The organism is Geomonas terrae (genome assembly GCF_004791675.1).
Lineage (GTDB): Bacteria > Desulfobacterota > Desulfuromonadia > Geobacterales > Geobacteraceae > Geomonas > Geomonas edaphica.
The window spans coordinates 116881-142625 of sequence record NZ_SRSC01000001.1; the positions used below are offsets into that span (position 1 = coordinate 116881).

Annotated in this window: 19 protein-coding genes and 1 pseudogene; 15 read left to right on the top strand and 5 right to left on the bottom strand. The window is 62.2% G+C overall.

Annotation, left to right across the window (positions count from 1 at the left end; all coding sequences use genetic code 11):
- The first annotated feature begins 55 nt into the window (after positions 1-55).
- Positions 56-1555: a M16 family metallopeptidase gene (locus E4633_RS00525; protein WP_135868335.1), complete on the top strand. Its 1500-nt coding sequence runs from the start codon at positions 56-58 to the stop codon at positions 1553-1555.
- Positions 1556-1567: 12 nt separating this feature from the next.
- On the top strand, positions 1568-1678 hold the full coding sequence (locus E4633_RS00530) for an RCKP-type rubredoxin-like domain-containing protein (RefSeq protein WP_129127189.1): 111 nt from the start codon (positions 1568-1570) through the stop codon (positions 1676-1678).
- Between the two features lie 111 nt (positions 1679-1789).
- Here E4633_RS00530 and scpB read toward each other — a convergent pair whose 3' ends face one another.
- Entirely contained in the window at positions 1790-2569 is a 780-nt protein-coding gene (gene scpB, locus E4633_RS00535; protein WP_135868336.1) for a methylmalonyl-CoA decarboxylase, read from the bottom strand.
- Between the two features lie 92 nt (positions 2570-2661).
- Positions 2662-6105: an alpha-amylase family glycosyl hydrolase gene (locus E4633_RS00540; protein WP_135868337.1), complete on the bottom strand. Its 3444-nt coding sequence runs from the start codon at positions 6103-6105 to the stop codon at positions 2662-2664.
- Between the two features lie 254 nt (positions 6106-6359).
- Here E4633_RS00540 and mltG point away from each other — a divergent pair, with 254 nt between their 5' ends.
- The 6 genes and pseudogenes from mltG to E4633_RS00570 all read left to right on the top strand — a co-directional run bounded on the left by mltG (position 6360) and on the right by E4633_RS00570 (position 16262).
- Entirely contained in the window at positions 6360-7385 is a 1026-nt protein-coding gene (gene mltG / locus E4633_RS00545) for an endolytic transglycosylase MltG (protein ID WP_135868338.1), read from the top strand.
- Positions 7382-9298, top strand: coding sequence for a response regulator (locus tag E4633_RS00550; protein WP_135868339.1), 1917 nt, complete (start codon positions 7382-7384; stop codon positions 9296-9298). Before mltG ends, E4633_RS00550 begins: the two co-directional genes overlap by 4 nt.
- 290 nt (positions 9299-9588) lie before the next feature.
- A complete protein-coding gene (locus tag E4633_RS00555; RefSeq protein WP_135868340.1) occupies positions 9589-10722 on the top strand; it encodes an ABC transporter substrate-binding protein in 1134 nt (377 codons plus the stop codon).
- A 92-nt stretch (positions 10723-10814) separates the two neighbouring features.
- Positions 10815-13295: a HAMP domain-containing methyl-accepting chemotaxis protein gene (locus E4633_RS20920; protein ID WP_135868341.1), complete on the top strand. Its 2481-nt coding sequence runs from the start codon at positions 10815-10817 to the stop codon at positions 13293-13295.
- A gap of 52 nt (positions 13296-13347) precedes the next feature.
- Positions 13348-14995, top strand: a pseudogene (locus E4633_RS20925) (aspartate:alanine exchanger family transporter).
- Between the two features lie 271 nt (positions 14996-15266).
- A complete protein-coding gene (locus tag E4633_RS00570) occupies positions 15267-16262 on the top strand; it encodes a cytochrome c3 family protein (RefSeq protein ID WP_135868342.1) in 996 nt (331 codons plus the stop codon).
- Positions 16263-16347: 85 nt separating this feature from the next.
- Here E4633_RS00570 and E4633_RS00575 read toward each other — a convergent pair whose 3' ends face one another.
- Positions 16348-17775 carry a sigma-54-dependent transcriptional regulator gene (locus E4633_RS00575; RefSeq protein WP_135868343.1) on the bottom strand — a complete coding sequence of 476 codons (1428 nt, stop codon included), beginning with the start codon at positions 17773-17775 and terminating at the stop codon, positions 16348-16350.
- Positions 17776-18269: 494 nt separating this feature from the next.
- On the opposite strand from E4633_RS00575, the gene E4633_RS00580 reads away from it, so the two are divergent.
- The 7 genes from E4633_RS00580 to E4633_RS00610 all read left to right on the top strand — a co-directional run bounded on the left by E4633_RS00580 (position 18270) and on the right by E4633_RS00610 (position 22843).
- Entirely contained in the window at positions 18270-18515 is a 246-nt protein-coding gene (locus E4633_RS00580; RefSeq protein ID WP_135868344.1) for a hypothetical protein, read from the top strand.
- 50 nt (positions 18516-18565) lie between these two features.
- Positions 18566-18829, top strand: coding sequence for a hypothetical protein (locus tag E4633_RS00585; RefSeq protein ID WP_135868345.1), 264 nt, complete (start codon positions 18566-18568; stop codon positions 18827-18829).
- A gap of 32 nt (positions 18830-18861) precedes the next feature.
- Positions 18862-19515 carry a DNA-binding transcriptional response regulator gene (locus E4633_RS00590; RefSeq protein WP_135868346.1) on the top strand — a complete coding sequence of 218 codons (654 nt, stop codon included), beginning with the start codon at positions 18862-18864 and terminating at the stop codon, positions 19513-19515.
- 22 nt (positions 19516-19537) lie between these two features.
- Positions 19538-20623 (top strand): cytochrome c3 family protein, encoded by a 1086-nt coding sequence (locus E4633_RS00595; protein ID WP_246037850.1) that lies wholly within the window; start codon positions 19538-19540, stop codon positions 20621-20623.
- A complete protein-coding gene (locus E4633_RS00600; RefSeq protein ID WP_135868347.1) occupies positions 20620-21354 on the top strand; it encodes a cytochrome b/b6 domain-containing protein in 735 nt (244 codons plus the stop codon). The genes E4633_RS00595 and E4633_RS00600 overlap by 4 nt, the downstream gene beginning before the upstream one ends.
- 66 nt (positions 21355-21420) lie before the next feature.
- A complete protein-coding gene (locus E4633_RS00605; protein ID WP_135868348.1) occupies positions 21421-22257 on the top strand; it encodes a cytochrome C in 837 nt (278 codons plus the stop codon).
- A 10-nt stretch (positions 22258-22267) separates the two neighbouring features.
- Positions 22268-22843, top strand: coding sequence for a menaquinol oxidoreductase (locus tag E4633_RS00610; RefSeq protein WP_246037853.1), 576 nt, complete (start codon positions 22268-22270; stop codon positions 22841-22843).
- Positions 22844-22850: 7 nt separating this feature from the next.
- Here the strand turns inward: E4633_RS00610 and E4633_RS00615 are convergent, their stop codons facing one another.
- Together E4633_RS00615 and E4633_RS00620 are read right to left on the bottom strand one after the other, a co-directional pair.
- A complete protein-coding gene (locus E4633_RS00615) occupies positions 22851-23087 on the bottom strand; it encodes a hypothetical protein (RefSeq protein WP_129127204.1) in 237 nt (78 codons plus the stop codon).
- 139 nt (positions 23088-23226) lie between these two features.
- Positions 23227-25698, bottom strand: coding sequence for a molybdopterin-dependent oxidoreductase (locus E4633_RS00620; RefSeq protein WP_135868349.1), 2472 nt, complete (start codon positions 25696-25698; stop codon positions 23227-23229).
- Positions 25699-25745: the final 47 nt, after the last annotated feature.

The window sequence follows — 25745 nt, forward strand, 5'->3', positions numbered from 1 at the left end:
CCAGGGGAGGGAGTCGCGATAGATTCCAAATAAGTCCAGAAGAAGGGGACCTTGAATGATTCGAAAAAACCTTTCCCGTTTAGTGCTGCTGAGCGCCCTCGCCCTTTGCACCGCCGGCTCGTTGGTATCTGAGGCGAGCGCGGCCCGCTCCAGCACCATCGCCGAGTCAAAGACGCAGAAGGTGACACAGGCACCAACTCAGGCGCAGCCCCCGGCGAACCCGCGCAACATGACCTTCCCGCCGCTCAAGTTCCAGCTCCCGAAGAGCGAAAGGGTGCAGCTCAAAAACGGCATGATCGTGTACCTGCTGCAGGACCACGAGCTCCCCATCGTGAACCTCACCGCGTACCTGAACGCCGGGAGCGTCTACGAGCCGGAAGCGAAGACCGGGCTTGCCTCTTTGACCGGTGCGGTGCTGAGAAGCGGCGGGACCTTGAAGACCCCGGCCGACAAACTGGACCGCGAGTTGGAATTCATGGCCTCGTCCATCGAGGCCGGCATCAACTCGGACAACGCCAGTGTCTCGTTCTCCACCCTCTCGAAAAACTTGGACCGCACCCTCGCCCTCTTCGCCGAGGTGGTCCGGGAGCCGGCCTTTGATCCGGAGCGCGTCGAACTCGCTAAAAACCACGCCCTCGAGGGGATCCGGCGCCAGAACGACGATCCCAAGGGAATCGCCGGGAGGGAACTTGCCCGGGCCATCTACGCCGGCCACCCGCTCGGACGGATCCCCACCATAGCGACTGTGAACGCCATCACCCGTCAGGACATGATCGACTACCACCGTCGCTTCTTCTACCCGGCCAACATGATCGTGGCGGTCTCCGGGGACTTCGACCGGGAGGAGCTCCTCAAGAGGCTCGAGCGCCTCTTCGGCGACTGGCCCAACCAGACCGCGCCCTTCCCGGCGGTCCCCGCTCCCGGCGAGGAAATGACACCGGCGGTGCTGCACGTGCAGAAAGAGGTGAACCAGTCGGTGATCCGCATGGGGCATCTGGGGATCGACAAGAACAACCCGGACCTCTACGCCCTCAAGGTGATGGAATACATCCTGGGGGGCGGCTTCACCTCGCGTCTCACCCAGGAGATCCGCTCCAACCAGGGGCTCGCCTACAACGTCGACGCCTACTTCGAGGTCGGGCGCCGTTTCAAAGGCCCCTTCATCGCCGAGACCGAGACCAAGGTGGATTCCACGGCGCGGACCATCAAGCTGCTCGAATCGATCATCACCGGCATGACCCAGAGCGAGGTGTCCGAGGCGGAGCTCAAGCTCGCCAAGGATTCCATCATCAACTCCTTCATCTTCGCCTTCGAGAAGAGCAGTTCCGTGGTGACCCAGCAGGCGCGCCTCGAGTTCTACGGCTATCCCAAGGGGTACCTCGAGAACTACCGCGACAACATAGCCCGCGTCACCCGCGCCGACGTGCTGCGCGTGGCGAAAAAATACCTCGCCCCGGAGAACATGAAGCTCGTGGTGGTTGGGGACCAGAAGAAATTCGACCAGCCTCTTTCCACTTTCGGGAAGGTGCAGGAAATAAAGCTGAACAACAACTAACAGGAGGCAATTATGGCAACGTGGAAATGCAAGAGCTGTGGATTCACCAAGGAAGGTCGCTGCAAGCCGCAGAAGTGCCCCCAGTGCCAGGAGAAGGGGAACTTCGAGAAGGCGGAGGAATAAACTCTTTCGCTGATCGTGCAGAGTCATAGAACAACGAAGGCCCGACCGCGAAGATGCGGCCGGGCCTTTTTCTTGTCCCCTCTCCCGTGGGGAGAGGGAGAATGGTCGATTCTATTCGCCGGTGAAGACCGGCGCCCTTTTCTCCAGAAACGCCTTGATCCCCTCCGCGTAGTCCTTGCTGTCGTAGACGGTCCGCCTGAGCCCCTGCACCCGTTCGAAGGTGAGCGGCGAGAGGGGGTGGGCGCTCGCTAAAAGCCGGATCTGCTCCTTGATCACCCCGATGCTGAGCGGACTGTTCCTGGTGATCTGCTGCGCCATGGAGTAGGTGAAGTCCGCAAGCTCCGCGGCCTCCACCAAGTGGTTCAGAAGCCCCGCCCGGTTCGCCTGCTCCGCCGAGAGCGGCTCCGCGGTGAAGAACATCTCCTTGGCGAAGTTCACCCCCATGATGTTCATGAAGTGCAGGATGCCGGAGACGTTGTAGGGAACGCCGATCTTCGCCGGCGTCATGCAGAACGACGTGGTGGGGCAGCCGATCAGGATGTCGCAGGAAAGGGCGAGATCGCAGGCACCGCCCCAGACGCTCCCCTCGATCATGGCGATCACCGGGATCGGGAGGCTCTGGATCGAGCGGAGCACGGTCACCAGGGGATCGTGATACGAGAGCGGATCGCGCCCGGGAAGCGGCAACTCGTGCACATCGTGCCCGGCCGACCAGACCTTGGACCCCGCCGGGGCCCGGATCACCAGCACCCGCATCTTCCCCTTCTGCAGGGCGCCGATCGACTGCAGCATCTCGTCGATCATGGTGCTGCTCAGGATGTTGCGATGTTCCGGGTCGTTGAAGGTGATGGTCCCGATGTTGTCCTTTAGCTGCGTGTTGATGACCGCCATGGCTTTCCCCCTCTGTCCGATGCCGTCCATAGACAAGGGCGCTGCGGATGCTCAAGCGCCAGCTACTGATTCTAACAGGTAACGGTGAAAAATCAGAAAGCGCTCTGCAGCAATTTCATTAGCTGGTCGAGCCGGTAACCCGCGGCAGCGGCGCTCTCCTTCAGGAGGGCGACAAGCGCCTCCCCGCTAAGCTCCTTGCCCACAGTTTCCTTGCCACCTTCCGCCTTCTCCTTTGCAGCCTCTGCTTTTTCCTGCGCAGCTTCCACCCTGCCCGCGAACGGCTCCACCTTCAGCAGCCACGACAGCAGGAGCTCGAAGCGCTCCTTGTTGAACCACTGGGCACCGTCGCTTTCGTGCAGGTACAGGAAACGGGCCGCCACAGGATCGGAGAAGAGCGCGGTGCAGCAGCGCACGGCGCCCGCCTCGCGGCACTGTGCCAGGAAGGTGTCGTGCCGCAGCATGAGCCCTAGGAGTTTCCCGAAGCTCTTCGGCGGCAAGTCGATCAACTGCTCAGGATCGGCCGGCGGCAGCGACTGGAAGGCCTGCACCACGGGATGCACCAGGCCGAGCTCTTCGAAGAGCCCGTCCGTCTCGGTCCCGGCAAGGTCTCCGGTTCGGTGCAGTGCAAGGTAGGCGCATAACAGGACCCACTCGGCGGGGAGGAGATCCCCTCCCGCCTTCGCGGCGAGCGCCTCGGTCAGCTCGGTTCCGAAGGCGGCGAGGAGCGCGCGATGCGACTTATCAGTGGCCTGAGGCGCCAGACCCTTGTAGAAGCCGGCAAGAAGCGGCTCCAGCGGGCCAAGGCGCACCGGCTGCGCCACGCCAGGCTCCTGGAGCACCACGGCGGCCTTGGCGAGAAACGCCCTGAGCGTCTCGTGCAGCGAAGCGTAGCGAACCTTCTTCACCTCGTCGTCCAGGCTCTCGACCCCGGCTCCGTTCAGGCGGTAGCAGAGCGCCCCCCAGGTCCCGTAATCGTCGTCGTAGATCTCCCGGAAATCCAGGAAGGCGTGGTACTCGTAGCCGCCCATCTCGACGTAGAGCCCCCGGTCGCACAGGTCCCGCCCGTTTCTCAGGTAGCTAAGCCCCGATGCGTAGTCGCGGAAGCTGTAGTAGTGGCGACCGTCCCCCTTAAAGCCGAGCGACTCGCAAAGCGTGGTCTGCGCGAGCGAGGTCCCCCCCTCGGCGTTTTTCCTCAAGACGGCGCAGGAGGTGCGAATCCACCCGGAGGTGGTGGCGTAGGCGTTGTGATAGAGGATGAGACCGCGGTCGCCGTCGCTTCGGTTGGAATAGGCGAACACGTTCTCGTTCACGCCGTGACCGGAATAGAAATCGTACAGGGTGAATTGTTCGCTCCCCGAGAAGATGTGACGCCGCCGCATGAGCGGGAAGATGTCGCTTTCGTGGCGCGCCACGAAGTGCTGGTCCACCGGCTCATCCCAGTAGGCCCGGCGGTACTCCATGCCGTACTTCTCGTGGAACCCCTCGATCTGGCCGTGGCCGAACATGGGAAGACCGGGCATGGTGACGAGAAGCACCGTCGCCCCGAAATACTTCCCTTCCTTGCCGAACTGCTCGACCGCGGTCCTCTCGTCCGGATTGTTCATGAAGTTCACGAAGCGCTTCAGGATCTCAGGCTCGAACTCCAGTACGTTCTTCAAGGTCTGACGGTACTTGGCGTTCTCCTCCATCTTCAGCATGTTCATGAAGGCGGAGTTGTAGACCCGGTGCATCCCGAGCGTCCTCACGAAATAACCTTCCATGAGCCAGAAAGCCTCGGCGAGGAGCAGGGTGTCCGGCGCCTCGGCCGCGACCCGGTCCACCACCTCGCGCCAGAATTCCTCCGGGAAGACCTGGTCGAAGCTCGCGCGGTCCATGCCGTGCTCGGCGCGGGAAGGAACACCGGAGCCATGACCCGGCAGCGGATACCAAAGGCGCTGGTAATGCTTCTTGGCAAGCGTCATGGCGGCATCGAAACGGATGATGGGGGTCTGGCGCGCCACGTGGAGGATGGTGTTGATCACCGCCTCGCGCACCTCCGGGATCAGGTAGTTCAGCTGCGCGGTGTCGTTCCAGGGGGTCGAGGTCCCGTCGTTGCCGTGGTAGATGTAGCGCACGCGCCCGTTGCCGCGGTCCAGGTGCTTGAAGACGACGGCGGCGTCGCGCTTGTCCCAGTAACCGTCCTCGATGAAGAGTCCGATGCGCCCGTCCGGTGAGAGGTCGGGGCCGTTGAACTGGTAGTCGGGGTACGGCGGGTAATCGAGCTGGATGAACCAGTCCGGGTGCTCCACGGTCCATTTGGAGTAGAGTCCGGTGTGGTTCGGGACCATGTCGCTCGCAAGGCGGATGCCGCGGGCGGCGCAGCGCTGCCTCAGGTTGTCCAGGGCCCCTTCCCCACCGAGGTCATGGGCGATGATGTAGTCGTAGAGGGAGTACGCCGAGCTGATCGCCTCCTGGTTCCCGGCGATACGCTTGATGGTCTGCGAGGAGGGAGAGCGCTCCCATATGCCGATCAGCCAGAGCGCGGTGAACCCGTAACGGGCGAGACGGTCGAGCTCCGCGTCCGGGATCTGGTCCAGCGTGTTCACCTCGATACGGTAGGTCTTCGAGAGCTGCCCGAGCCAGACGTAGACCATCTTGGCGATCATGACCACGTTGGACATCCAGTCGGCGTCGCACGAGAAGCGCTCGTACTCGGGGTACTCCTCGGCGCCGTGCGCTCCCTTGCCGAAGCGGAGCACCATGGGTTCGCCCGGACCGCCGAAGAAGGCGCGTCCCTCCTGGGAGACGATGTCGAGGGCGGTGACGAGCTCGGTCAAAAGCTCCGAGGGGAGGATGGCACCCCAGTGCTCCCTGATGTAGGCGATCTGGCCGGCGAGGGAGTCTGGAGAGGCCTTCATCGGGGCGCGCAAAAGCTCCGGAAGGGGGACCCCCATCGGCTCGAAGGGAGGGGCCTTGGAAAGGCCGCGGTCGATGTCGGTGGCTACCTTAAGATACGGTGAGGAGCCGGCGAGTTCCGAGGCGTCGAAGAGACGGCGGAACTGGTCCAGGGCCCGGTTCTCACCGTTTAACAGCATGAGGAGGAGCTCCGCCGAGAGGGCCTGGCGGCGCCCCTGCTCCTCGTCGTCGCCGGAGATAAAGCCGTCGGGGGTTTCCGTCCCGAGCACCATGCGCTGTGAGGGGAAGAGTTCCATGAAACGCCGCAGGGTCGTCTCCGCGTCGCCGGTGAAACCCGGGTATCCCGCCCGGGCCGCCGTCGACGCGAGCACCCCCGGCTGCTGCTTTACGCAGTACTGCCCGGCGACATAGCGATAGACGCGGCTCAGCGTGGAGTAGAGATGCAAAAGCCCCGGCTGGATCGGCGTTTCGTGCGCCTGCAGCCGCTTGTTCAGCTTTCCGGCCACCCGCCGCGCGTAGATGACGCCCGGCACCTCACCCAGCTCCTCGAGCGTGCCGCGCAGGTCGATGCGGTCGCCGCAGGCGGCCGAGATCTGTATCTGAAAGGGGAAATAGTCCGAGTTAATAAACCTCTGCTTCATCAAGCACCTCGTCTGCCCTACTGTAGTGATGTTCCGGTCCCGGTCGGGCGGCACGGTCAGATATCATACCGTGGAATACCACCACTGTCTTTAAAAATTTTATTATTAACAACCCATAAGCATAAAATCGTCCGCTGCAGGCTCAGGCATTTAGCCTTGACACAGTTTGCGATTTCACCTAAACCTAGTGCTGAGTTAGCAAAAGCCCTGTTTTCACCTAGGATAGTGCCATCATCGCTTCCAGCCTCAAAGACATGTTCCGTAAGCAGCGCAGACTCTGCATCGTACTGCTTCTGATAGTCATCCTGGTTCCCATCACCCGTCTCACCAGGTTTCTCCTGTTTCCCGCCGGCGACGGCAAGCGCGTGGAAATAGTGGAACTGAGCAGAGGGCGCTCGCTGCGCGCCTTCGCCGCCGACCTCGAGGCGCGGCGCATCATCACCAGCGCCCGACTCTTCGTATTTTACGCCCGCATGAAAGGTGGCGACGCGCGTCTCAAGGCAGGTCCGTACCAGCTCGACGACGGGTTGCGGCCGGGACAGATCCTCGCCAAGATGATCGCCGGCGACGTATATCTGCGGCTTTTCGCGCTCCCGCAAGGGTACTCGAGCTACCAGGCTGCCGAGATGCTCGAAAAGCGTGGGATCTTCACCAGGGAGAGCTTCCTTGCCGCGTGCAGCGACCGGACGCTACTGAAGGAGATGGGGATCGACGCACCTAGCGCCGAAGGGTACCTCTTCCCGGGCAGCTACAACATCCTACCCGGCAGAAGCGAGCACGACGTCGTGCGCGAGATGATAAAGCGGCAAAAAGAGGTGCTTTCCGGATCGATCGACGGACGGGCCAGGGCGAAGGGGTTATCGATGCGGGAATTGCTCGTCCTTGCCTCGATGGTGGAAAAGGAGGCCGTGCTGCCGCAGGAGAAGCCGCTCATCGCCGCCGTGTTCCGCAACCGTCTCAAGATCGGCATGAGACTGCAGAGCGATCCCACGGCACTCTACGGCGTGCGCGCCTTCGCCGGCAAGGTGAGCCGCGACGACATCCTGAAGCCAACCCCTTACAACACCTATCTGATCCCGGGGCTTCCCCCCGGCCCGATCGGCAACCCGGGCAAGGATGCCATGGAAGCTGTGCTGAACCCCGCCGCGGTCCCTTACCTCTACTTCGTCGCACGCGGCGACGGCAGCCACCACTTCTCGAACGACCTCGCGTCCCACAACGACGCGGTCAACAGGTACCTTAAGGCGCCGAGCACGGCGCCCCGGGGAGGAGCCAGATGACGGGAAGGGTCCTGCTGGTTGAGGACAACGAACGGCTTTGCACCATGCTGCGCGGCGTCCTCGAGGCGCGCGGGCACGAGGTGCGCTGCGCGACCAGCGGTGAGGCCGCCCTCGCCCTTTTGCAGGGTGAGCGCTTCGACCTCCTCGTCCTAGACCTGAAGCTTCCCGGCATGAGCGGGGTGGACCTCCTGCGGCACGTACGGCGCAGCGCGGCACTAAAGGAGCTCCCGGTCGTCATCATGACCGGCGTTTTCCGCGGCGCGGGTTACGCCCAGGCGGCGGCAAAGCTAGGCGTCTCGGCGTACCTCGAGAAGCCCTTCGGCAGGGACGACTTCCTGAAGGCCGTCGACGGAGCCCTCGAGCAGGGGCCGGGAGGAAAGGAGCTGAACCGCCTCCTTCTGGAGCTTTTCCGCGACGGCAAGAGCGGCACGCTGGAGCTTCGCGGCGGCACCAGGGTATTCGTCATCGGGGGTGAACCGGCGAGCTTCTCGTCGCCCAGGTTCGTCCCCTTTCTCGTCCTGGGAAGCCATCTGCAGCGCGCGGACCTGGAGCGCTTCCCCCCCTCCCGTCCCGGACGGCTCCCGCTCGTGGAGGCGGGGCTTTTAAGTTACGAGGAGCTCCTGGAGCAGTCGAGGCTGTTCCTCTCCCGCACCCTCATCGAGGCGCTCGTGCAAAAGCAGGCGCCGCGCTTTGACCCTGAGCTTGCCGCGGTCGAACTTCCGCTCACCCCCCTTTGCCTGCCGCGTCTTCTGCACCAGGCCGCCGATGCCGCCCCCTTCAACCTCGCCGCCTACCTGGCCCGCGCCGGAGAGCTGTTCCCGATGCTGACCCAGGCCTACTTCCGCCTGGCGAACCTACTCAACATGGGGCAGGAGGAAATCGAGCTCCTGCAGCAGCTCGGGCAGGGAAACACGGTACGGACCATCCTTTCCGGACTGGATAGACCCGCCCGGGGCGGCGCATTCCTGGACATGCTGGCCGGCATGGGCATGCTCTCCTTGAACGGCGCGCAGGCCTCCGACCAGGCGCCCGACTTCCCGCAGAAACGACTCTTCAATCGCCCCATCGAGGAGGTTGCCGAATTGCAGGCGGCGACCATGAGCTTCGAGGACCTGGTAGACGAGGTGTCGGACTCCATCGAGCTGGTGGTGGGGGAGACCGGGATGGCGGCGCCGCTCTCCTCAAGCGACATCGACTTCGAACAGGAAGTGCAGCGCGACTACGCCACGATCCAGGACAAGAATTACTACGAGATCTTCGGCATGACTCCCGGCTCCTTCAGTTTCGACGCCCTTAAGGAGGCCTACTTCGCCAAAACGCGCCAGTATTCGCCCGAGAAGTTCATGCAGCTCTCCGGCGCTATCCTGGGCCGCGCCCAGGACGTCCTTTCCCATTACGCCAACGCCTACAACACCCTCTCCAGCGTCATCGCCAAGGAACGCTATGACGAGATGCTGAACGCGAACACCATAGGGCTCGGCGGAAAGCGCGACGACGAGCTGCAGGCCCGCATCCAGTTCCAGTCCGGCAAGGTCTTCCTGGAGATGGAGGACTTCGGCAACGCCGAACGGGCCTTGCAGGACGCTTACACCCTCGCCCCGGACGACGCACGCACGAGCGCCTACCTCGCCTGGTCCATCTACAAGAACCCGGGCAACCAGCGCTCTGCGGGCGCCCTGGAGAAGTGCCGCATGCTCCTCACCAAGAGCCTGCAGGCCGAGCGCACCGCCGAGGCCTTCGCCTTCCGGGGCTGGATGCTCCTCGACGAGGGACGCGACGGGCTCGCCGAGGGGGAATTCCAGAAGGCACTGAAGCTGAACGCGCACGACGCCCATGCGCTTGCAGGGATGCGCCTGATCACGGAGCGGCGCGAGGCCGAGAAGAAGGGGCTTTTCAAGCGCATCTTCGGCTGACGCTCCCCGCCACCGCATACAACCTGCTGCCACAACGAAGCCTGCCTGCGAGCAGGCTTTTCTTTTTCCTGCCCCACCCCTTCCCGACGCACCGAACAACCATGAAAACATTCTAAGAAGAAGCCTTGCCAACCAATCATTAGTAGTTTATTATTTGCGAGTTTTAAAAATCTACCATCCTCTGGATGGAGCCTGTTCGCAACAGCCCGGGATCATAGTGCTTCCAACCAGGACGCAGGCTGTCCCCCAGTGGCCCCTGCGCGAGCCTACCCAGAGAAAAGGAGGTTGTCATGAGAAAGATGATTTTCCTCACCGTGGTGCTGATGATGATCGCTCCGACGGCACAAGCTGCCGGGGCGGCAGGCGGCGTCATCAAGATCGGCATGGTGAACGACCAAAGCGGGGCCAACAAAGGCTCAGGAAGAGGGATGAAGGTCGGCGTCGACGCCTACTTCAAGGCGATCAACGCGAAAGGTGGTGTTAACGGCAGGAAGCTGGAGCTCGTCGCCATGGACGACCAGATGACGACGGATAAGACCATAGACTGCCTGCTGAAGCTGGCCGACGAACAGAAGGTGTTCGCGGTGGTCGGCTCGGTGGGCACCTCGAACTGCGTCGCGAGCCTGCCGGTGGTCAAGGAATACAAGCTCCCGTACATAAACCCGAGGACCGGCGCCACGGAACTGCGCACCCCGGTGGTCCGGGAGGTCTTCCACGTTCGGGCCAGCTACCAGCAGGAGGTGGACAGGATCGTGGACCAGTTGGTGAAGCAAGGGGCGAAGCGCTTCGCGGTCTTCTACCAGAACGACGGGCTCGGCACCGACATCCTCGCCTCCACCGAGAAGGCGGTGAAACGTCACGGGCTCTCCGTCGTCTCCAAGGGCTCCTTCGAGCGGAACACGGTGGCGGTGACGGCAGGGCTTGCCAGCATCATGGAGGGTAAGCCGGACGCCATCATCGTCGGCGCGGTGTACAAGCCGGGTGCCGAGTTCATCAAGCTCGCGCGCAAGGAAGGGGTGACCGCACGCCTCGCTTCCGGCTCCTTCGCGGGCGGCATGAACCTCGTCAAGGCGGTGGGGCCCGAGGCGGCCGAGGGTGTCATCATGAGCCAGGTGGTGCCCGAACTGGACGACTTAAGCCTCCCCATCACCAAAGAGTGCAAGGAGGCGATCGAGAAGAGCCCCGAAGAGGTCGGCTTCAACTCGGTCAGCATGGAAGGATGCATGGCGGCCAAGTCCATCGTCATGGCGCTGGAGAAGGCGGGCAATCCCCCGACGCAGGCCGGCTTCATCCAGGCCTACGAGGCGATGAAGGACGCCGACATGGGTGGCATCAAGCTCACCTTTACGCCGCAGGACCACCAGGGGCAGGACAACGTCTACCTGCAGATCGTGAAGGGTAACCAGCTGGTATCCATGAAGTAGCGCAGGAGTATGACGACAGGTCGGGAACCGGCGCCGCGACTGCCTGCGGCCCGGTTCCCTCGGCACGGCATCTTATTTCCGGGGGCGTGGCAATGACCGTCAAAAGCAAGCTCTGGGGCAACATCGCGCTGACCATCGTGGGGATCTCGGTACTGGCCGGGATCGGTCTTTTCTCCATAGCGAAGGTGAAGTCGAGCATCGAGATCCTGACGGGAAAGTCGACGCCGTTGCACCTTAAGATGCTGGAGCTGCAGCAGACGGTGGAAAAGGTCTCCGCCGATTTCATGCGCCTCGAGATGACGACCGAACCTGCCGAGGTAACACGCCTCTCCGAGTCGATAACGACGCGCATCAAGAGGATGGAGACCCTGAACGACGATATCGTCAAGGGGGGCGCCTCCTCCAGCGGCGTCGACACAGCGGTGCTGCGCGACATCGAAAAGACTGTGGTGCAGGTCGCCTCACAAAGGCTCAGCGACATGTCCCTTTTCAAGAGCGAGATCGCCTCGGTCAACGCCGAGCTCTTGAAAGCCGAGGGGAGTGTCAGCGCCATGCGCCGGCAGATCAGCCAGATGGGAAACAGCGCCCTCTCCAACATCAACTCCTCCCAGGCAGCAAACCTCCAGGTGAACAGCTCCATCAAGAAACTCCTCACCCTGCAAAGCCGGCTGAAGGATATCAACATCTTCATGGCGGACCTCGAACTGGTGAAGAGCAAGTTCAAGATCGCTCCCCTAAAGGAGAGGCTGAAGAACACTGTCGAGCTCACCCGCAACATCGAGGTGGATCCGGGGGACAACCCGGCCATCAAGGAGGTGAAGGGGGTGGCGACCGAGATCCTGAACCGGATCGGCGCCGAGGAAGGGGGTCTTCTGGCCCTCAGGCAGGAGATGCTGAACAACCCGGAGAAGGCTGACGCGGAGCAATACGCGACCAAGGCGCGGGAGATCATGAAGCCGCTCGAGGAAAACAGCAAGAAGATCTTCAACACCATCGACACCCTCGAGCTGCAGATCGTTAAGGACCGCAACAAGGTGGTGTCGTCGCTAGGCTTTCAGAATGCAGCCAACGGCGTCATGGAGGCCGGCAGCAACATCAGCGTGGACGTGAAGGAGCTGAATGCCGGGGTGCGCCAGATCATGCTGAGCGGCACCGAGGCCGAGGTAGGCAAGCTGTCGGGACAGCTCGCCCAATCACAGAAGAGGATCGAGGCGAACATTGCCGCGGCGAGAAAGCTCCTGCTCGACTCCGGGCAGAAGGACCTCGCGCGGAACATCACCGACGTCTCCGGCATCATCCGCAAAGCGGGCGCCTCGATCCGGAAGATAGAGTCGACCAAGCTCGGGGTGATGCGCAGCAACCTCGCCATGCAGAAGGCGCTGGAATCGGCGCAGGGGATCTCGCGCGAACAGGCGCAAAGAAGCGAGGAGCAGGTAAAAAGCATCGGTGAAAACCAGCAGCAGATCCTGACCGGCGTGCGCCGCGCGGTTGACAACGCCACCCTGCTCTCCTACGTCATGATTGCGGTCTCGGCGGCCGTGATTCTCATCTCCTTCGTGATCAGCCTGCGCATCATCGCCTCGATCACGAGGCCGCTCGCCCACGCGAAGCTCGTGACCGCGGAGATCGCCGCCGGCAACCTGACCAGGCGCATCCAGACCGGCTCGCGCGACGAGATCGGCGACATCTGCGACAGCATCAACAACATCGTCGTGAACCTGCACGAGGTGCTCTCGCGGGTTTCGCAGAACACGGCCCAGGTCGCATCGGCCTCAACGGAGCTCTCCTGCGCCGCCGAGCAGATGGCCGCCGGCGCGGCCCAGGTCGCAGGACAGGCAGCCACAGTGGCCACAGCCAGCGAGGAGATGGCGGCGACCTCCAACGAGATCGCCCTTAGCTGCACGCAGGCCGCCGAGGGATCGAAGCAGGCCAACAACGCCGCGGAGGCGGGCGCCGACGTGGTGAAGGAAACGGTCCAGGGGATGAACCAGATCGCCGAACAGGTCCGTGCCTCAGCGGTGACGGTGGGCGACCTAGGCAAGAAATCGGAGCAGATCGGCGCCATCGTCAACACCATCAACGACATCGCCGACCAGACGAACCTCCTGGCATTGAACGCCGCCATCGAGGCGGCGCGCGCCGGAGAGCAGGGACGCGGCTTCGCCGTCGTCGCGGACGAAGTGCGCGCCCTGGCGCAGCGGACTTCAAGTGCGACACGCGAGATCGGTGAGATGATCAAGGCCGTGCAGCAGCAGACGAGAGGTGCAATCGGCGCCATGCAGTCCGGCGTCACCCGGGTCGAGGCGGGCACCGTCGAGGCGGCGAAATCGGGTGCCGCACTGGAGGAGATCCTCCAGCAGATCGGCTCGGTCACCGTCCAGGTGAACCAGATCGCCACCGCAGCGGAAGAGCAGACCGCGACCACGGTGGAGATAAGCAACAACATCCAGAACATAAACGAGGTGGTGCAGGACACCGCAAAGAACGCCCAAGAGTCGGCGGCGTCCGCGGCCCTTCTGTCACGGCTCGCCGAGGAACAGCAGAAACTGGTCGGGCAGTTCAAGCTAAGCTAGCAGATCGCTGGGCGCACGACGCCCGGCCATGGCAGCGAGATGAGGTGCGATCATGATCAAGATTCTCCTCGAGAACCCGTTGATGCTTCTGCTCATGGTGGCTGCGCTTGGGTACCCGCTCGGGCGCATCAAGTGCTACGGCATCACCTTGGGCGTCGGCGCCGTCCTCTTCGTGGGGCTTGGCTTCGGCATGCTCCACCCGGACATGAAGGCGCCCGCCATCGTGTACATCATGGGGCAGGCGCTCTTCGTCTACACCGTCGGGCTCTCGGCCGGTCCTTCCTTCGTCTCGACCTTCCGTAGAAACGGCGTCATGAACAACGCCGTCGCCGGCGGCGTGCTCTGCGTGTCGGCGGCGGTATGCATAGCACTGCAGCGCTACCTGGAGCTGAAGCCGGGGATCGCCGCCGGGATTTTCTGCGGCAGCCTCACCGCCTCCCCGGCGCTTGGCGGCGCGCTCGAATCGATCCGTCAGACCGCGCCGGAGAACATCCTCGAGAAGCTCCTTGCCGAGCCCGTGGTCGGTTTCTCGGTCGCCTACCCCATCGGCGTCATCGGCCTTATGCTGACGATAAACGTCTGCCAGAAACTCTGGAAGGTGGACTACCAGGCCGAGTACCAGGTCCTGCACAAGCCCGAGGACCGCAAGTCGCTGGTGCACTGCACCATCAAGGTGCAGACGGTGGAGCCGCCGGACACGACCGTTCAGAGGCTGAACGAGTCGAACAACTGCGAGGTGATCTTCAGCCGGGTCAAGCGCGCCGGCGAGTTCTTCTACGCCGGTCCCGCCACCGTGCTGCAGCCGGGAGACCTGGTCATGGTGGCCGGCCTGCCGCAGGAGATCGAAAAGCTCGCGGCGGTGCTCGGGGAACGTAGGAGCAAGGAGCGCCTCGGGCTGGACCGCACCGAGTACGAGTACCGTCGCATCTTCGTATCGAGCCCGCAGGCGATCGGGCGCACCATAGGCGAGCTGCACCACGACCAGCGTTTCGGTGAGGTGATCACGCTCGTGCGCCGCGGCGACAGCGAGCTCCTTCCCGACGGGGAGATGGTGCTGGAATTGGGAGACGTGATCCGGGTGCTTGCGCACAAAAGCGACATGGATGCGGTGACAGCCTTCTTCGGTAACTCGTATCGCAAGGTGAGCGAGGTGGACGTGATGACCTTCAGCCTGGGCCTCGTCATCGGTCTCATCCTCGGTCTCATCCCCTTCCCCTTCCCGGGGGGGGGGGAGCATGCAACTAGGCTTCGCCGGCGGCCCCCTCATCGTCGGCATCCTCCTCGGCACCTTCGGCAGGACCGGGAAGATGGTCTGGAGCCTTCCCTACAGCGCGAGCATGACGCTGAAGCAGGTTGGCCTAGTACTTTTTCTCGCCGGGATCGGCACCCGTTCCGGCTACAGCCTGCTCACCACGCTGACCGAGGGTGGGGGCGGCGCCATCTTCATCGCAGGGGTCTGCCTCACCGCGGTCACCGCCTTCCTTGGCCTCTTCATCGCGCACAAGGTCATGAAGCTCCCGATGACGCTCGCCGTCGGCATCGTCGCGGGGATGCACACCTCCACGCCGGGCCTCGGATACATCAAGGAACAGACCGGCAACGACCTCTCCGACCAGGGGTACGCCTGCGTCTTCCCGTTCGCCACGATTGGGAAGATCATCCTGGTGCACATCATCCTTGCCACGGTCGGCCCCTACTGACACCGGCGGGCCAGACCCGCCTCCCCCACCCGCCGGCCGAACCGCAGCTGAACGTCATCAGCGTGTATAGCGTCGTTATACAGCGTCCCCTCCGCTGGCGCCGTCCACCCGCGCGTCCACCGGCACAAGTCTCCATTTTCCAAAGAGTTAACACATCCCAGCGCAATGGCGGCTATTCCGGCACGCGTGATGCAAAAGGTCCTCTCTGAAAACAATCTGCTCGAGAAACGGCAGTACGGTACATCAATCCACAAACCGGGAGGGACAGACCATGGGACGCAGATCCGCATTCGCCGTGTTGGCCGCATTGACACTGGCAGCATCCGGGGCGATGGCACTGGAGCTGAAGAACGTAGTGTACGAGACTGACGGGGCGGGCAAGGTGGTCTTCAGCCACGCGGCCCATCTGAAGGCGAAAAATGCCCAAGGTGGGAAAACGACCTGCAAAACCTGCCACGAAAACCCGGACGCCCCGAAAATCAAGGCCACCATGGCGGACATGGAGAAGGGAAAATCGTGCGGCAAGTGTCACGACGGCAAGCGCGCCTTCACCGTCGCACGATGCACCGGATGCCACAAGGTGAAAAACATCACCTACAAGATCAAGCAAACCGGGCCGGTGCACTTCAGCCACGCCAATCACCTGAAGAGCATGCAGTGCACCGCCTGCCACGACGCCATTTTTACCACCGGCCACAACCCGCCGACGACCATGGCGGAGATGAAGAAGGGGAAATCGTGCGGGGCTTGCCACAACGGCAGCAAAGCCTTCAGCATCGACCGGTGCGAGGCCTGCCACCCCTCGCCCAAGCAGGTGGTCTTCAAGGTCAAGCAGACCGGCCCTACCGTCTTCGACCACGGCAAACACGCCGGACTCTACAGCTGCGGCAAGTGCCACTCCGCCATCTACTCGCTCTCCCCCAATCACAAGCCGGTCTCCATGGCGGCCATGCAGAAGGGGAAATCCTGTGGCGCCTGCCACAACGCGAAAGCGGCCTTCGCCCTTGCCAAGTGCGAAAAATGCCATCCGGTTCGGGAGGTCAACTTCAAGGTGGCCAAGGCCGGCAACGTAAAATTCAGCCATACCTCACACCTGCAGATGTACAAATGCCAGGACTGCCATCCACGCACCTTCCCGACCAGAAGCGGCAACAAGCCGGTCTCGATGTCCGAGATGAAGAAGGCCAGGTCGTGCGGGGCATGCCACGACGGCAAGGGCGCCTTCACGGTCAACGGCAACTGTGACTCCTGCCACGTCCGCGGCTGAGAAGGGACCTTAAAACGCAACGCGGGCCGTCGCTTCACGAAGAAGCGGCGGCCCGCGTTTTTTTTTCATGCGGCAAGCACAAAGGTTACGTCTTGCCGAAGTAATCCTTCACCGAGATCCCGAGCCGCTTCAGCATGGTCTGGAAGTTCGGGCGCAGCATCCCGGTCTCCTCGGCGGCCCGCGAGATGTTCCCCTGGGTCTTCTTGAGCGCGTTGATCACGAAGGCCTTTTCCACGCCCTCCACCGACTTGTCGCGGATCTGGCGCTTCATCTCCTTCAGGTCTTCTACGTTTTGCGGCACCAACCCACCGAACTCGTCGTCACCCTCCGTATCATCCCTACCGGAAGCAACCGTGTCGCCAAGCTCCAGGTCTTCCAACTGGACCAGTTCCCCCGGGGTGAGTACGACGGCCCGTTCGATGCAGTTCACCAACTCGCGCACGTTCCCCGGGAACGGGTAGCGCTCGAGAAACTGCATCGCCTCCTGGGAGATACCACGGATGTCCTTCCCCATCTCGCCCACGAATTTTTCGAGGTAGTGCCGCGCGAGAAGCGGGACGTCCCCCTTGCGTTCACGCAGGGGGGGGAGGTCCAGCGGGATGATGTTCAGACGGAAGAAGAGGTCTTCGCGGAAGGTCCCCTCGGCGACCATGGTCTTCAGGTTTTTGTTGCTAGCGACGACCAGGTGTACGTCGAAGGGAACGGGCTGAGTCCCCCCGATCGGGGTTACCTTCCGCTCCTGCAGTACGCGCAAAAGCTTCGCCTGCGTGGAAAGGCTGATGTTGGACACCTCGTCGAGAAAAAGGGTGCCACCGTCGGCTACCTTGAAGAGGCCGGTCTTTGTCTGCACCGCGCCGGTGAAGGCGCCGCGCACGTGGCCGAAAAGCTCGCTCTCCAGAAGGGTTTCCGCGAGTGCCGTGCAATCGACGGCCACGAAGGGACGGTCCCTGCGGGGACTGTTGTTGTGAATGGCGCGCGCCGCGAGCTCCTTACCGGTGCCGCTTTCACCGTAGACGAGGACCGTGCTCGCCGTGGGTGCGACCTGCAGGATGCGCCGGTAAACCTTCTGCATCTCCGGGCTCTGCCCCACGAAGAGGTCGAAGCCCTGGTGGCACTGCAATTCGTTTTTGAGGAAGAGGTCTTCGGGGGGGAGCTTGCGCTGTTCCAGGGCGAGCTTGACTTTTTCGAGAATCTGGTCCGGAGCGAACGGCTTGACGAGGTAATCGACGGTGCCCCGGCGCATCGCCTCGACGGCGGTCTCCACCGTGGCGAACCCGGTGATCATGATGACCGGAACTCCAGGCTGCAGCGTCTTCACCGTGTCCAGCACCTCGAAACCGCTCATGCCCGGCATCTTGAGATCGGTGATGATGAGATCGAATTCCTGTTTTTGCAGCAACGGGATGGCTACGATACCGCTCTTGGCGGTTTCCACCTGGTAACCGCTCCCCTCCAGAATCCGTGAAAGCCCCTCCCGAATTACAGCCTCATCATCTACAACCAGGATGTTCATAGGCTCACCATACCTCATTCAAGGTTACAGGCTCGATCACCTCGCCGGTTGACGGCAACAAAAGATGTCATTCATGTGCTGCTATTCAATAGCCCACAAACATCATCGTGTCAACAGCAAGCATTGTAAACGGCAACTTCCTCACTGCAACCTTCCATACCGGCGCAGTTAAAGAATCAAAAACCTCGAGACAGTAAAGCCGCACGGTAACTCCTAGAGTGTATCCCGCCTTTATACACCGTGCCGGGCACGGATAACCTGTTGAAATTGCGTCACCTGCCTTTAGCGACAGCGGTTTTGCGCTTCTTCTCGCGACAGGGGGCTGTATTAAAGAGTTATACAGATTCGTGAAGGTGTTCTTCCCACGCCGAACGCGCTCACCATTTTTACCGCATAATTTCAAGGAGTTACAACTTTTAAAAAAGCGGCATGGTCGATGCAGATAGGAAAGCAAGATCCGGGCATGACGATCTGCCCGCGACAGGGAGGAAATCATGAAAGCGCTCGCCACCTTGATCGTAGCCCTGCTTGCCTCCGTACCCCAGGCCCTTGCAGCCCAGAATTCGGCTCCCGCCTGGAACGGTTTCGCTGCCACCTTCTTCATTACTTTCGCGGCCACCGTGTTCATTTTTCAACTCTTCCCCGGCGCAGCGCTCTTCATAGGGCTCATCAAGGGGCTCTTCGGCACCCACGCCAAACGGGAACCGGCCGCGAAGAGCCGCCGCGCCAGAATCGGCTAGAGCACCCTGAACCGCCAACAAGCACAATTCCCCAAACCAAGGAGGATGCCATGAAAAAGCTAGCCAACCAAAAAGCGAAAATCGTCACCTGCTCCATCATCGGTCTGGTCCTGGCCGGTGCCGCCATGATCTCCGGCGTCGTCGATCTCTCCGGGAAGGAAGGGAGCATGTCCAAGGTGTTCTTCCTCTTCCTCGGTGCGGTGATCGTGGTCCAGGTGATCCCGGGGCTCATGCTTCTGGGTGCCATGCTCAAAGGGGTCTACTCCCTGGTCAGCAAAAAATCCCGCGTTCCCGTAGAAACCGATACCAAGTAATCGGTGCTGGCTAAGGCCAGTCGAGGTGGGCCATGAAAGAGCTCAGAGTCATAGTAGCGGAACACGACGCAGCGCGGCGCGACCGGATGGCGGGCAGTTTCAGTGCCTTGGGGTACTCGGTGACAACCATGGGTTCAGCCGCCGAGTTGCTGCAGGGGGGCTTCGAGATGCAGGGTGGCGTACTGCTGCTGGACGGTGAGTTCGATCCCCATATCGCATCGGCTGACCTGCTCCACCTGCTCAAACGGGGCAACCCGAACCTCCAGGTGATTCTGGTATGCGACGACGTCCCCGCCGCGCTTGCCCGCCGCGTCCACAACGAGGGGATTTTCTACTGCGCCTTGAAACCTGCCGATCCGTGCGACACCGAGGAACTCGAGGCGGCGGTAGCATGTGCCTTCAGAAAGAACAGCGAAAACGGCCGCAAAGGCGTCATCGGCCGGGAACGCGCCAGGCTTGCGACACCCGCCAGGCACGTCGCCTGCCTCATGACGCTTCTGGCCGTGGTCATCGGCGCGGCCCTTACCCTTGCCATTCAGGGTGCCGGATTTGCCACTGCAGGGCTGACCTACCTATTCCTCGGTTTCTGCGCCGTCATCATCACCACTCAGCTCCTGCCGATTTTCCGCATCCGGCTGACGCAGAGGGTGGCGCAGACCGCGGTTAACGAATTGTCCAAGAGATAACTGCCGTAAAAAGGAGGCCAACGTGAACCGTCACACGAACCAGAACCGGATACCCCTTTTCCTGATGGCACTGCTCATCTTGGCAAGCGCGGCCGTCTGCAGGGCGGAAGGCTTTTCCTTCGGCGGCACCGAGGGAAAAAGCGGCACCTGCCTTTCCTGCCACGCGAACCCCGCCGCCGTAAGCGGGAAGATGCTTATCGATCCCACGCGCTACACGCGGACCACGCACGCCAAGATAGGCTGCCCGTCATGCCACGACTCCGTGCCGGCGGCCCATCCGCAAGGTGGAGTGCCGGCCAGGGCCGAGTGCGCCGAGTGTCATTCGGAGATCGCCCAACAGTACGGCTCCAGCATCCATGCCGGCAAGACCAGATGCGCCGGCTGCCACAACCCGCACAAGGTGAAGTCTCCCGCGGAGATCTCCGGCCAGGAGATCAACACCATGTGTTCCAGCTGCCATGACGTCTTAAAGATGACCGCGACGCACGGGCAGTGGCTGCCCCAGGCGGACCTCCACATCAGGATGCTGCCGTGCATCACCTGCCATACCGGCGCGAAGAGCTACTACATCAGCATGTACATCGTTAAAGGACAAAACGGCTCGCGCTTCGGAAAACAGGAGATGGCAAGCTACGACGAGCTGAAAAGCCTCGCCGGGGGCGTGGAGATCGTCGCCCTGGTCGACAAGAACCACGACAACTACATCTCCATCCAGGAACTGCGCAATTTCAACAACGACCCGGCGCACAAGAACCTGCACCTGCAGGGGATGATGACCCCGGAAACGGTCACACATAACTTCGAGATCCTCGACAACCGCCGCAACTGCTCTTTCTGCCACACCTCCGGCTCCACGGTCATGCAGACGAGCTACCTCACCTTCCCGGGCAGGGACGGCACCTACCAGCGGGTGGCGGTAGAGAAGGGGGCCATTTTCGACGCCCTGTACGGCACCCCTGACTTCTACCTCATGGGATCGACGAAAAACCAGAACCTGAACCGCATCGGCCTCGCCATCATCTGCGGCGGCCTGATCATGCCTGTCGGGCATGGCTTCCTCCGCTTCCTTACCCGCAAAAACAGAGAAAAAAAGGAGCATGAGTCATGAGCGAGAAAACGAAAATATACCTACAGCCCATCCCGATCAGGGTCTGGCACTGGCTGAACGCCTTCGGCATCATCACGCTCGCAGTAACGGGCACCCAGATCCGCTTCCCCGAAACGCTCAGTTTTCTCGGGAGCTACCAGACCGCAATCTGGGTCCATAACACCGCCGGCTTGATCGTATCGTTCTCCTTTCTGATCTGGTTCTTCTACTACGCGACGGTGAAGAGCAACCTGGACGACATCTACATCCCGAACCAGGAAGACATCAAGCACGGCATAGTAAGACAGCTTCTTTACTACTGCTTCTGGTACTTCCTCGGGCGTCCGAGCCCCTTCCACGCGACACCCAAGGTGAAGTTCAACCCGATGCAGAAGGCGGCGTACCTGGTGGTCATGTTCATGCTGGAGCCGTTCGTCATCTTCAGCGGGCTGCTGCTCATGAACGTCACCCCGCTCAGGGTGCTGGTGCTCATGACCGGAGGGATCAAGTTCATCGTCGCGCTGCACTTTCTCCTTGCCTGCTCCCTCGTGGCCTTCCTCTGCACCCACGTGTACCTGGCGACCCTCGGCGCCACCCCGCTTTCCTACCTGAAGCCGATGATCTTCGGTTGGGAGGAGGTGGAGGAGCACCACGAGATGGCCGAAGATCAGCAGGGCGCACCCAGGGGGTACCGTCCCGTGCGGCATTACCCGGAGTGCATGCAGAACTTACCTGACAACCAGCATAGCTGAGGCAGCAGCCACCCCGGCGCCGGAGTAAACCGCGTCGCCGGGGGTACGTGAAAACGGAGGTGCACCATGTTCGAGCGAATCGCAGGGAGGGCTTTGGTCCCGGTCGGGATCGTGGTAACCGGTTTCCTCGTGGTCTGCTTCGTGCTCCTGTACGCGGCGATCAAGAACGTGGTGCTGCGGGACTCGGTGGAACACGCGAACAACCTGGCGGGGATCGTGCTGAAGTCCACGAGACATGCCATGCTCAAATCGGACCGCGAGCTCAACCGGGCGATCATCAGGAACATAAGCGAGCAAAAGGGCGTACAGCACGTGCGCATCTTCAACAAGAAAGGGACCGTGGTGGTCTCGTCGCATCCGGAAGAAGTGAACCGCCAACTCGACAAGAAAGCGGAAGGGTGCGTCATCTGCCACGAAAAAGCGCAGCCGATCACCACGCTCGGCAGCATGCAGAAGGCCCGCAGCTTCAAGAACAACCTCGGCGCCGACGTGATAGCGATAACCGCGCCGATCTACAACGACCCCGAATGCGCCAACGCCGCCTGCCACTTCCACCCGGTCGACCAGAAGGTACTGGGGACCCTGGATATCGGCCTTTCGCAGGAAGCTACTCTCGCCTCGCTGGCTTCAATCCGCCTGCAGATGATCATCTTCTCGATACTGACGCTGGTACTGACAATGGCGGGGGTGATCGCACTGCTTAAGATGATCGTGCTTGTGCCTATGAGGAAGCTGCAGGATTTTGCGGAAAGAAACGAGGAGGGAGGTACTGCGCTGCACCCGCCAAAACTCCCCTATGAGCTTGACAGGATCGCACAGTCTTTCTACTGTATCAGGAAAAGGCTGGACAACGTCGAACCGAACCGGGTGAATCCTTCCCCGAATGCAGATCCGAACCGGTAGCAGGCCAGTCATGAAAGCGGACGGGTGCTCCATGGAAGCGGCAGGCAAAGACAAGATGGCGACGGGTAGCGCCGCCCGGGACGCGAAAAGCGTGCTGCGGCAGGGGCTCGTGGATGACATGGCGAGGCTGCGGCGCTTCTCAAACCGCGGGCTCTTCGCGCTGTCGCTCTTCATAGTCGCCAGTACCGTTGCGTGGCGGGGCTTCACCTTCCTCCCCACTCCGCAGCAGCTCGTGGCGGCCATGGGGACGCCCCCCACCCCGTTCATGATCAGCATGGTGCTGGTGCTTTACACCTTTTCCGCCATCATCCTGAGCCTGTCGCGCATGATGGCCGGCGTGTACCACAAAAGCAGCTTCTGTCATGTCGGCTACGCGCTCGGGTTCTACCTTTTCTACTACGTGGCCGACGCGCTCGCCGACAACTACTGGGCCGTTTTCGGCGCCGGTTTCACCGTCCTCTGCCTGGAAAGCTACAGGATCTGGACTTTCTGCAGCGACCAGCTCGGAAGGAAACAGGAGCAACTGGACTTTCTGGAACGAAACGGCAGGATGCCCCCCGAGGAAGAAGACTCCCTCTACAGCTGATCCCCCATCAGTTCTCAGCCGCCTGGTGCTTCTCGTAGCTGTTGCAGGGCTGACCCGTCTTCATGCGCGGCACGTCCAGCACGGTGTAGATGGTGCAGCGCCCCTTGAGGTGGAGCTTGCAGTCTTCGTAGCTGCAGACCACGTAGGCACGGTCGTTGGGGCCGGAGAGCATCTGCTCCAGCTTGTCAGCGATCTTGTCGTTTTTCCCCGCCATCGCGGCGATCTGCGTCAGCTTGTCTTCCATCGGTTGCCACCTCCACAGTGATCTCGCTGCAGTTGGACCGGCAGATTATCATCACACGTCCGGTACCGCCACAAAAAAAGGCCCCCGAGCGCTGCTGCGGGAGCCTTTTCGTTTTTCATGCCGTGCGCGGCATAACTTCCTATCCCTTTTCCACTTTCACTTCGACGAGGTTGCAATTTCCCTTGAGAAGGGCGTTCGCGTTCAGCTCTTTGAAGTGCGACGGGGCGAAGAGCAGGCCGGGCTGCACCTTGTCGCTGATGCGCGCCTGGGCGGTCATGGCACCGTTACCGGAGGAGAGTTTGACGCTCGCTCCTTCCGCGACGCCCAGAGAAGCGGCATCAGAGGGATGCAGCTCAACGAACCCGGTCGGGCAGACCTCGAGGTTCGCAGAGGAGCGTGTGGTGGAGGTACCGTTGTGGTAACCGACCGGTCCGACAAGGAGCTGGAACCGCGCCTTGGCGACGCTTGCCGGTTTGGCGATCGGCGCGAGCGGCGCATCGCCCCTGGCAGCGGTAGCACCCTTTGTCACGCCGTCACGGGAACCGTCAAACGCCTCGTACGCCTTGATCTTGGTCTTGATTTCGGCCATGACGCTTGCCGGGGTGATGTGCTGGTTCCCGGAGGTGAGACGGCTCCAGAGGTCGGCCAGGATGGCCCAGTCTTCCCTGGCATGACCGGGGGCGTCGACCGCCTTGAAGATGGCCTGCACCCTGTTGTCGAGCGACGTGAACGAGCCGCTCTTCTCGGCAGCGGCACCGGCCGGAAGCACGGCGTGGGCGTACTGGAGGGAGTCACCCTCGAAGACGTCCTGCACGACCAGGAGCTCAAGTTTCGCGAGGGCCTTCCTGATGCGCTGGTTGTCCGGGAAGCCGGCCAGGTCGCACCCCATGAGGTAGAGCGCCTTGATGCTCCCGGCCTCGATCCCCTCGACGATGCCCCAGATATCCTTGCCATCCGCCCCGGGGACCACCCCCATGTCGAGGAGGCCTACGCTGTTGTTCTTCGCGTCGATCGGGAAGATGCCCCCCCCTTGCGCGTCGGAGGCCCCGGTGAGCACGGCGAGGTCGGCAAGTGCTGCGATCTTGACGGACGCATCGGCGCTCCTGATCAGATCGGCGCCGAAGACGATGGCCACGCGGCTCATCCCGGCCAGCTGCTGCACCGCGTTCTCGACGGCAGCCTCGGTGATACCGGCCTGCTCGCAGAGTTCGGCCATGGAAAGCTGGACAAGCCCTTCCTTGACGCTCTCGGCCCCGGCGGGGACGGCGACACCTGCCGCGATGAGACCCTTCATCAGGGCGTAGATCACCTGCAGCTCGGCACCGGGTGCGTTCTTCAGGTGGACGTTGGAGAACTTCTTCAGCTTGACGTCGCGCATGTTCACGAGGACCAGGCGCGCATCCTTCTTCGTCGCCGCCTTGATGACGCGGTACTCGGCGTTGGTCGCCTCGGCGTTCAGGTCGCAGCCAAAGACCAGGATGGCCTGGGCCTCATCAAGCGCGTCGAGCTGCTTGCTCGCACCGGTGAAACCGAAGCGTCTCTGCATCTGGGCCTGCGCCTGGGCGAAGCCAAGCCCCGCTTCCGAATCGACGTTGCCGCTTCCGAGCGCCTCGCGGAAGATCTTCTGGAAGAGGAAGCTCTCCTCGTTGGTCACCCTCGGGGAGCCGAGGCCGGCCACCGCCTTACCCCCTTCGCGCGCCACGATCTCCTTAAGCTTCGCCGCCACGGTGTTGAGGGCGGTGTTCCAGTCGGTCTTGCCGAGGGCCCCGGCATCGGTTCTCAGCATCGGCTCGGAAAGCCTCTGGTCGGAATCGAGGTAGCGGTAGCCGAAGCGGCCGTTGATGCAGAGGTTGCCGTTGTTGTAGCCGTCGTCCTCGCTGGTCACCCGCTCGACGCGCCCTTCCTTCGCGTGATACTCGATCTGGCAGCCGGTACCGCAGAAGGCGCAGACGCTCGGGATCCGGTTGAAGGTCCAGGGGCGTCCCTTGAACTTGAACGGCCTGGAGATGAGGGCGCCGGTCGGGCAGGCCGCGACGCAGTTGCCGCAGAACTCGCAGTTAAGCGGTTTGCCGTCGACGGTGTCGATGATGGCGTCCTCCCCCTTGTTCGCCACCTTGATCGCGTCGCACCCGACGATCTCGTGGTCCACCTTGACGCACTTCTCACAGAGAATGCAGCGGTTGGGGTCGCTTTCGATGAGGGGCCAGTCGTAGCGGATCTGGCGGCGCTCCAGGATCGCCGAGTAGTCCTGCTTGGTCGCGTTCAGCGCGTAGCAGGAGTCCTGCAGGTCGCACTCGCCGCCTGCGTCGCAGACCGGGCAGTCCAGCGGGTGGTTCACCAGCATGAGCTCCATGATCTTGCGCCGCGCCTCCCTGAGGGCCGGCGTGTCCGTGGTGACCTGGATCCCCTCCTTGACCGGCGTGTTGCAGGCGGTCATGGTACGCTCCACCCCGGCCACCTCTACCGCGCAGACGCGGCAGGCGCCGGTGGGGGAGACCTTCTTCAGCCAGCAAAGGGTCGGGATCCTGATCCCGACCGTGGCCGCGGCCTCCAGTATGGTGGTACCTTCTTCGACCTGCACGCTCTTGCCATCAATGGTTAAGCTGACCATATAAAAACCTCAGTATTCGGTGTAATGAATTCAACTAGGTCGGGGCC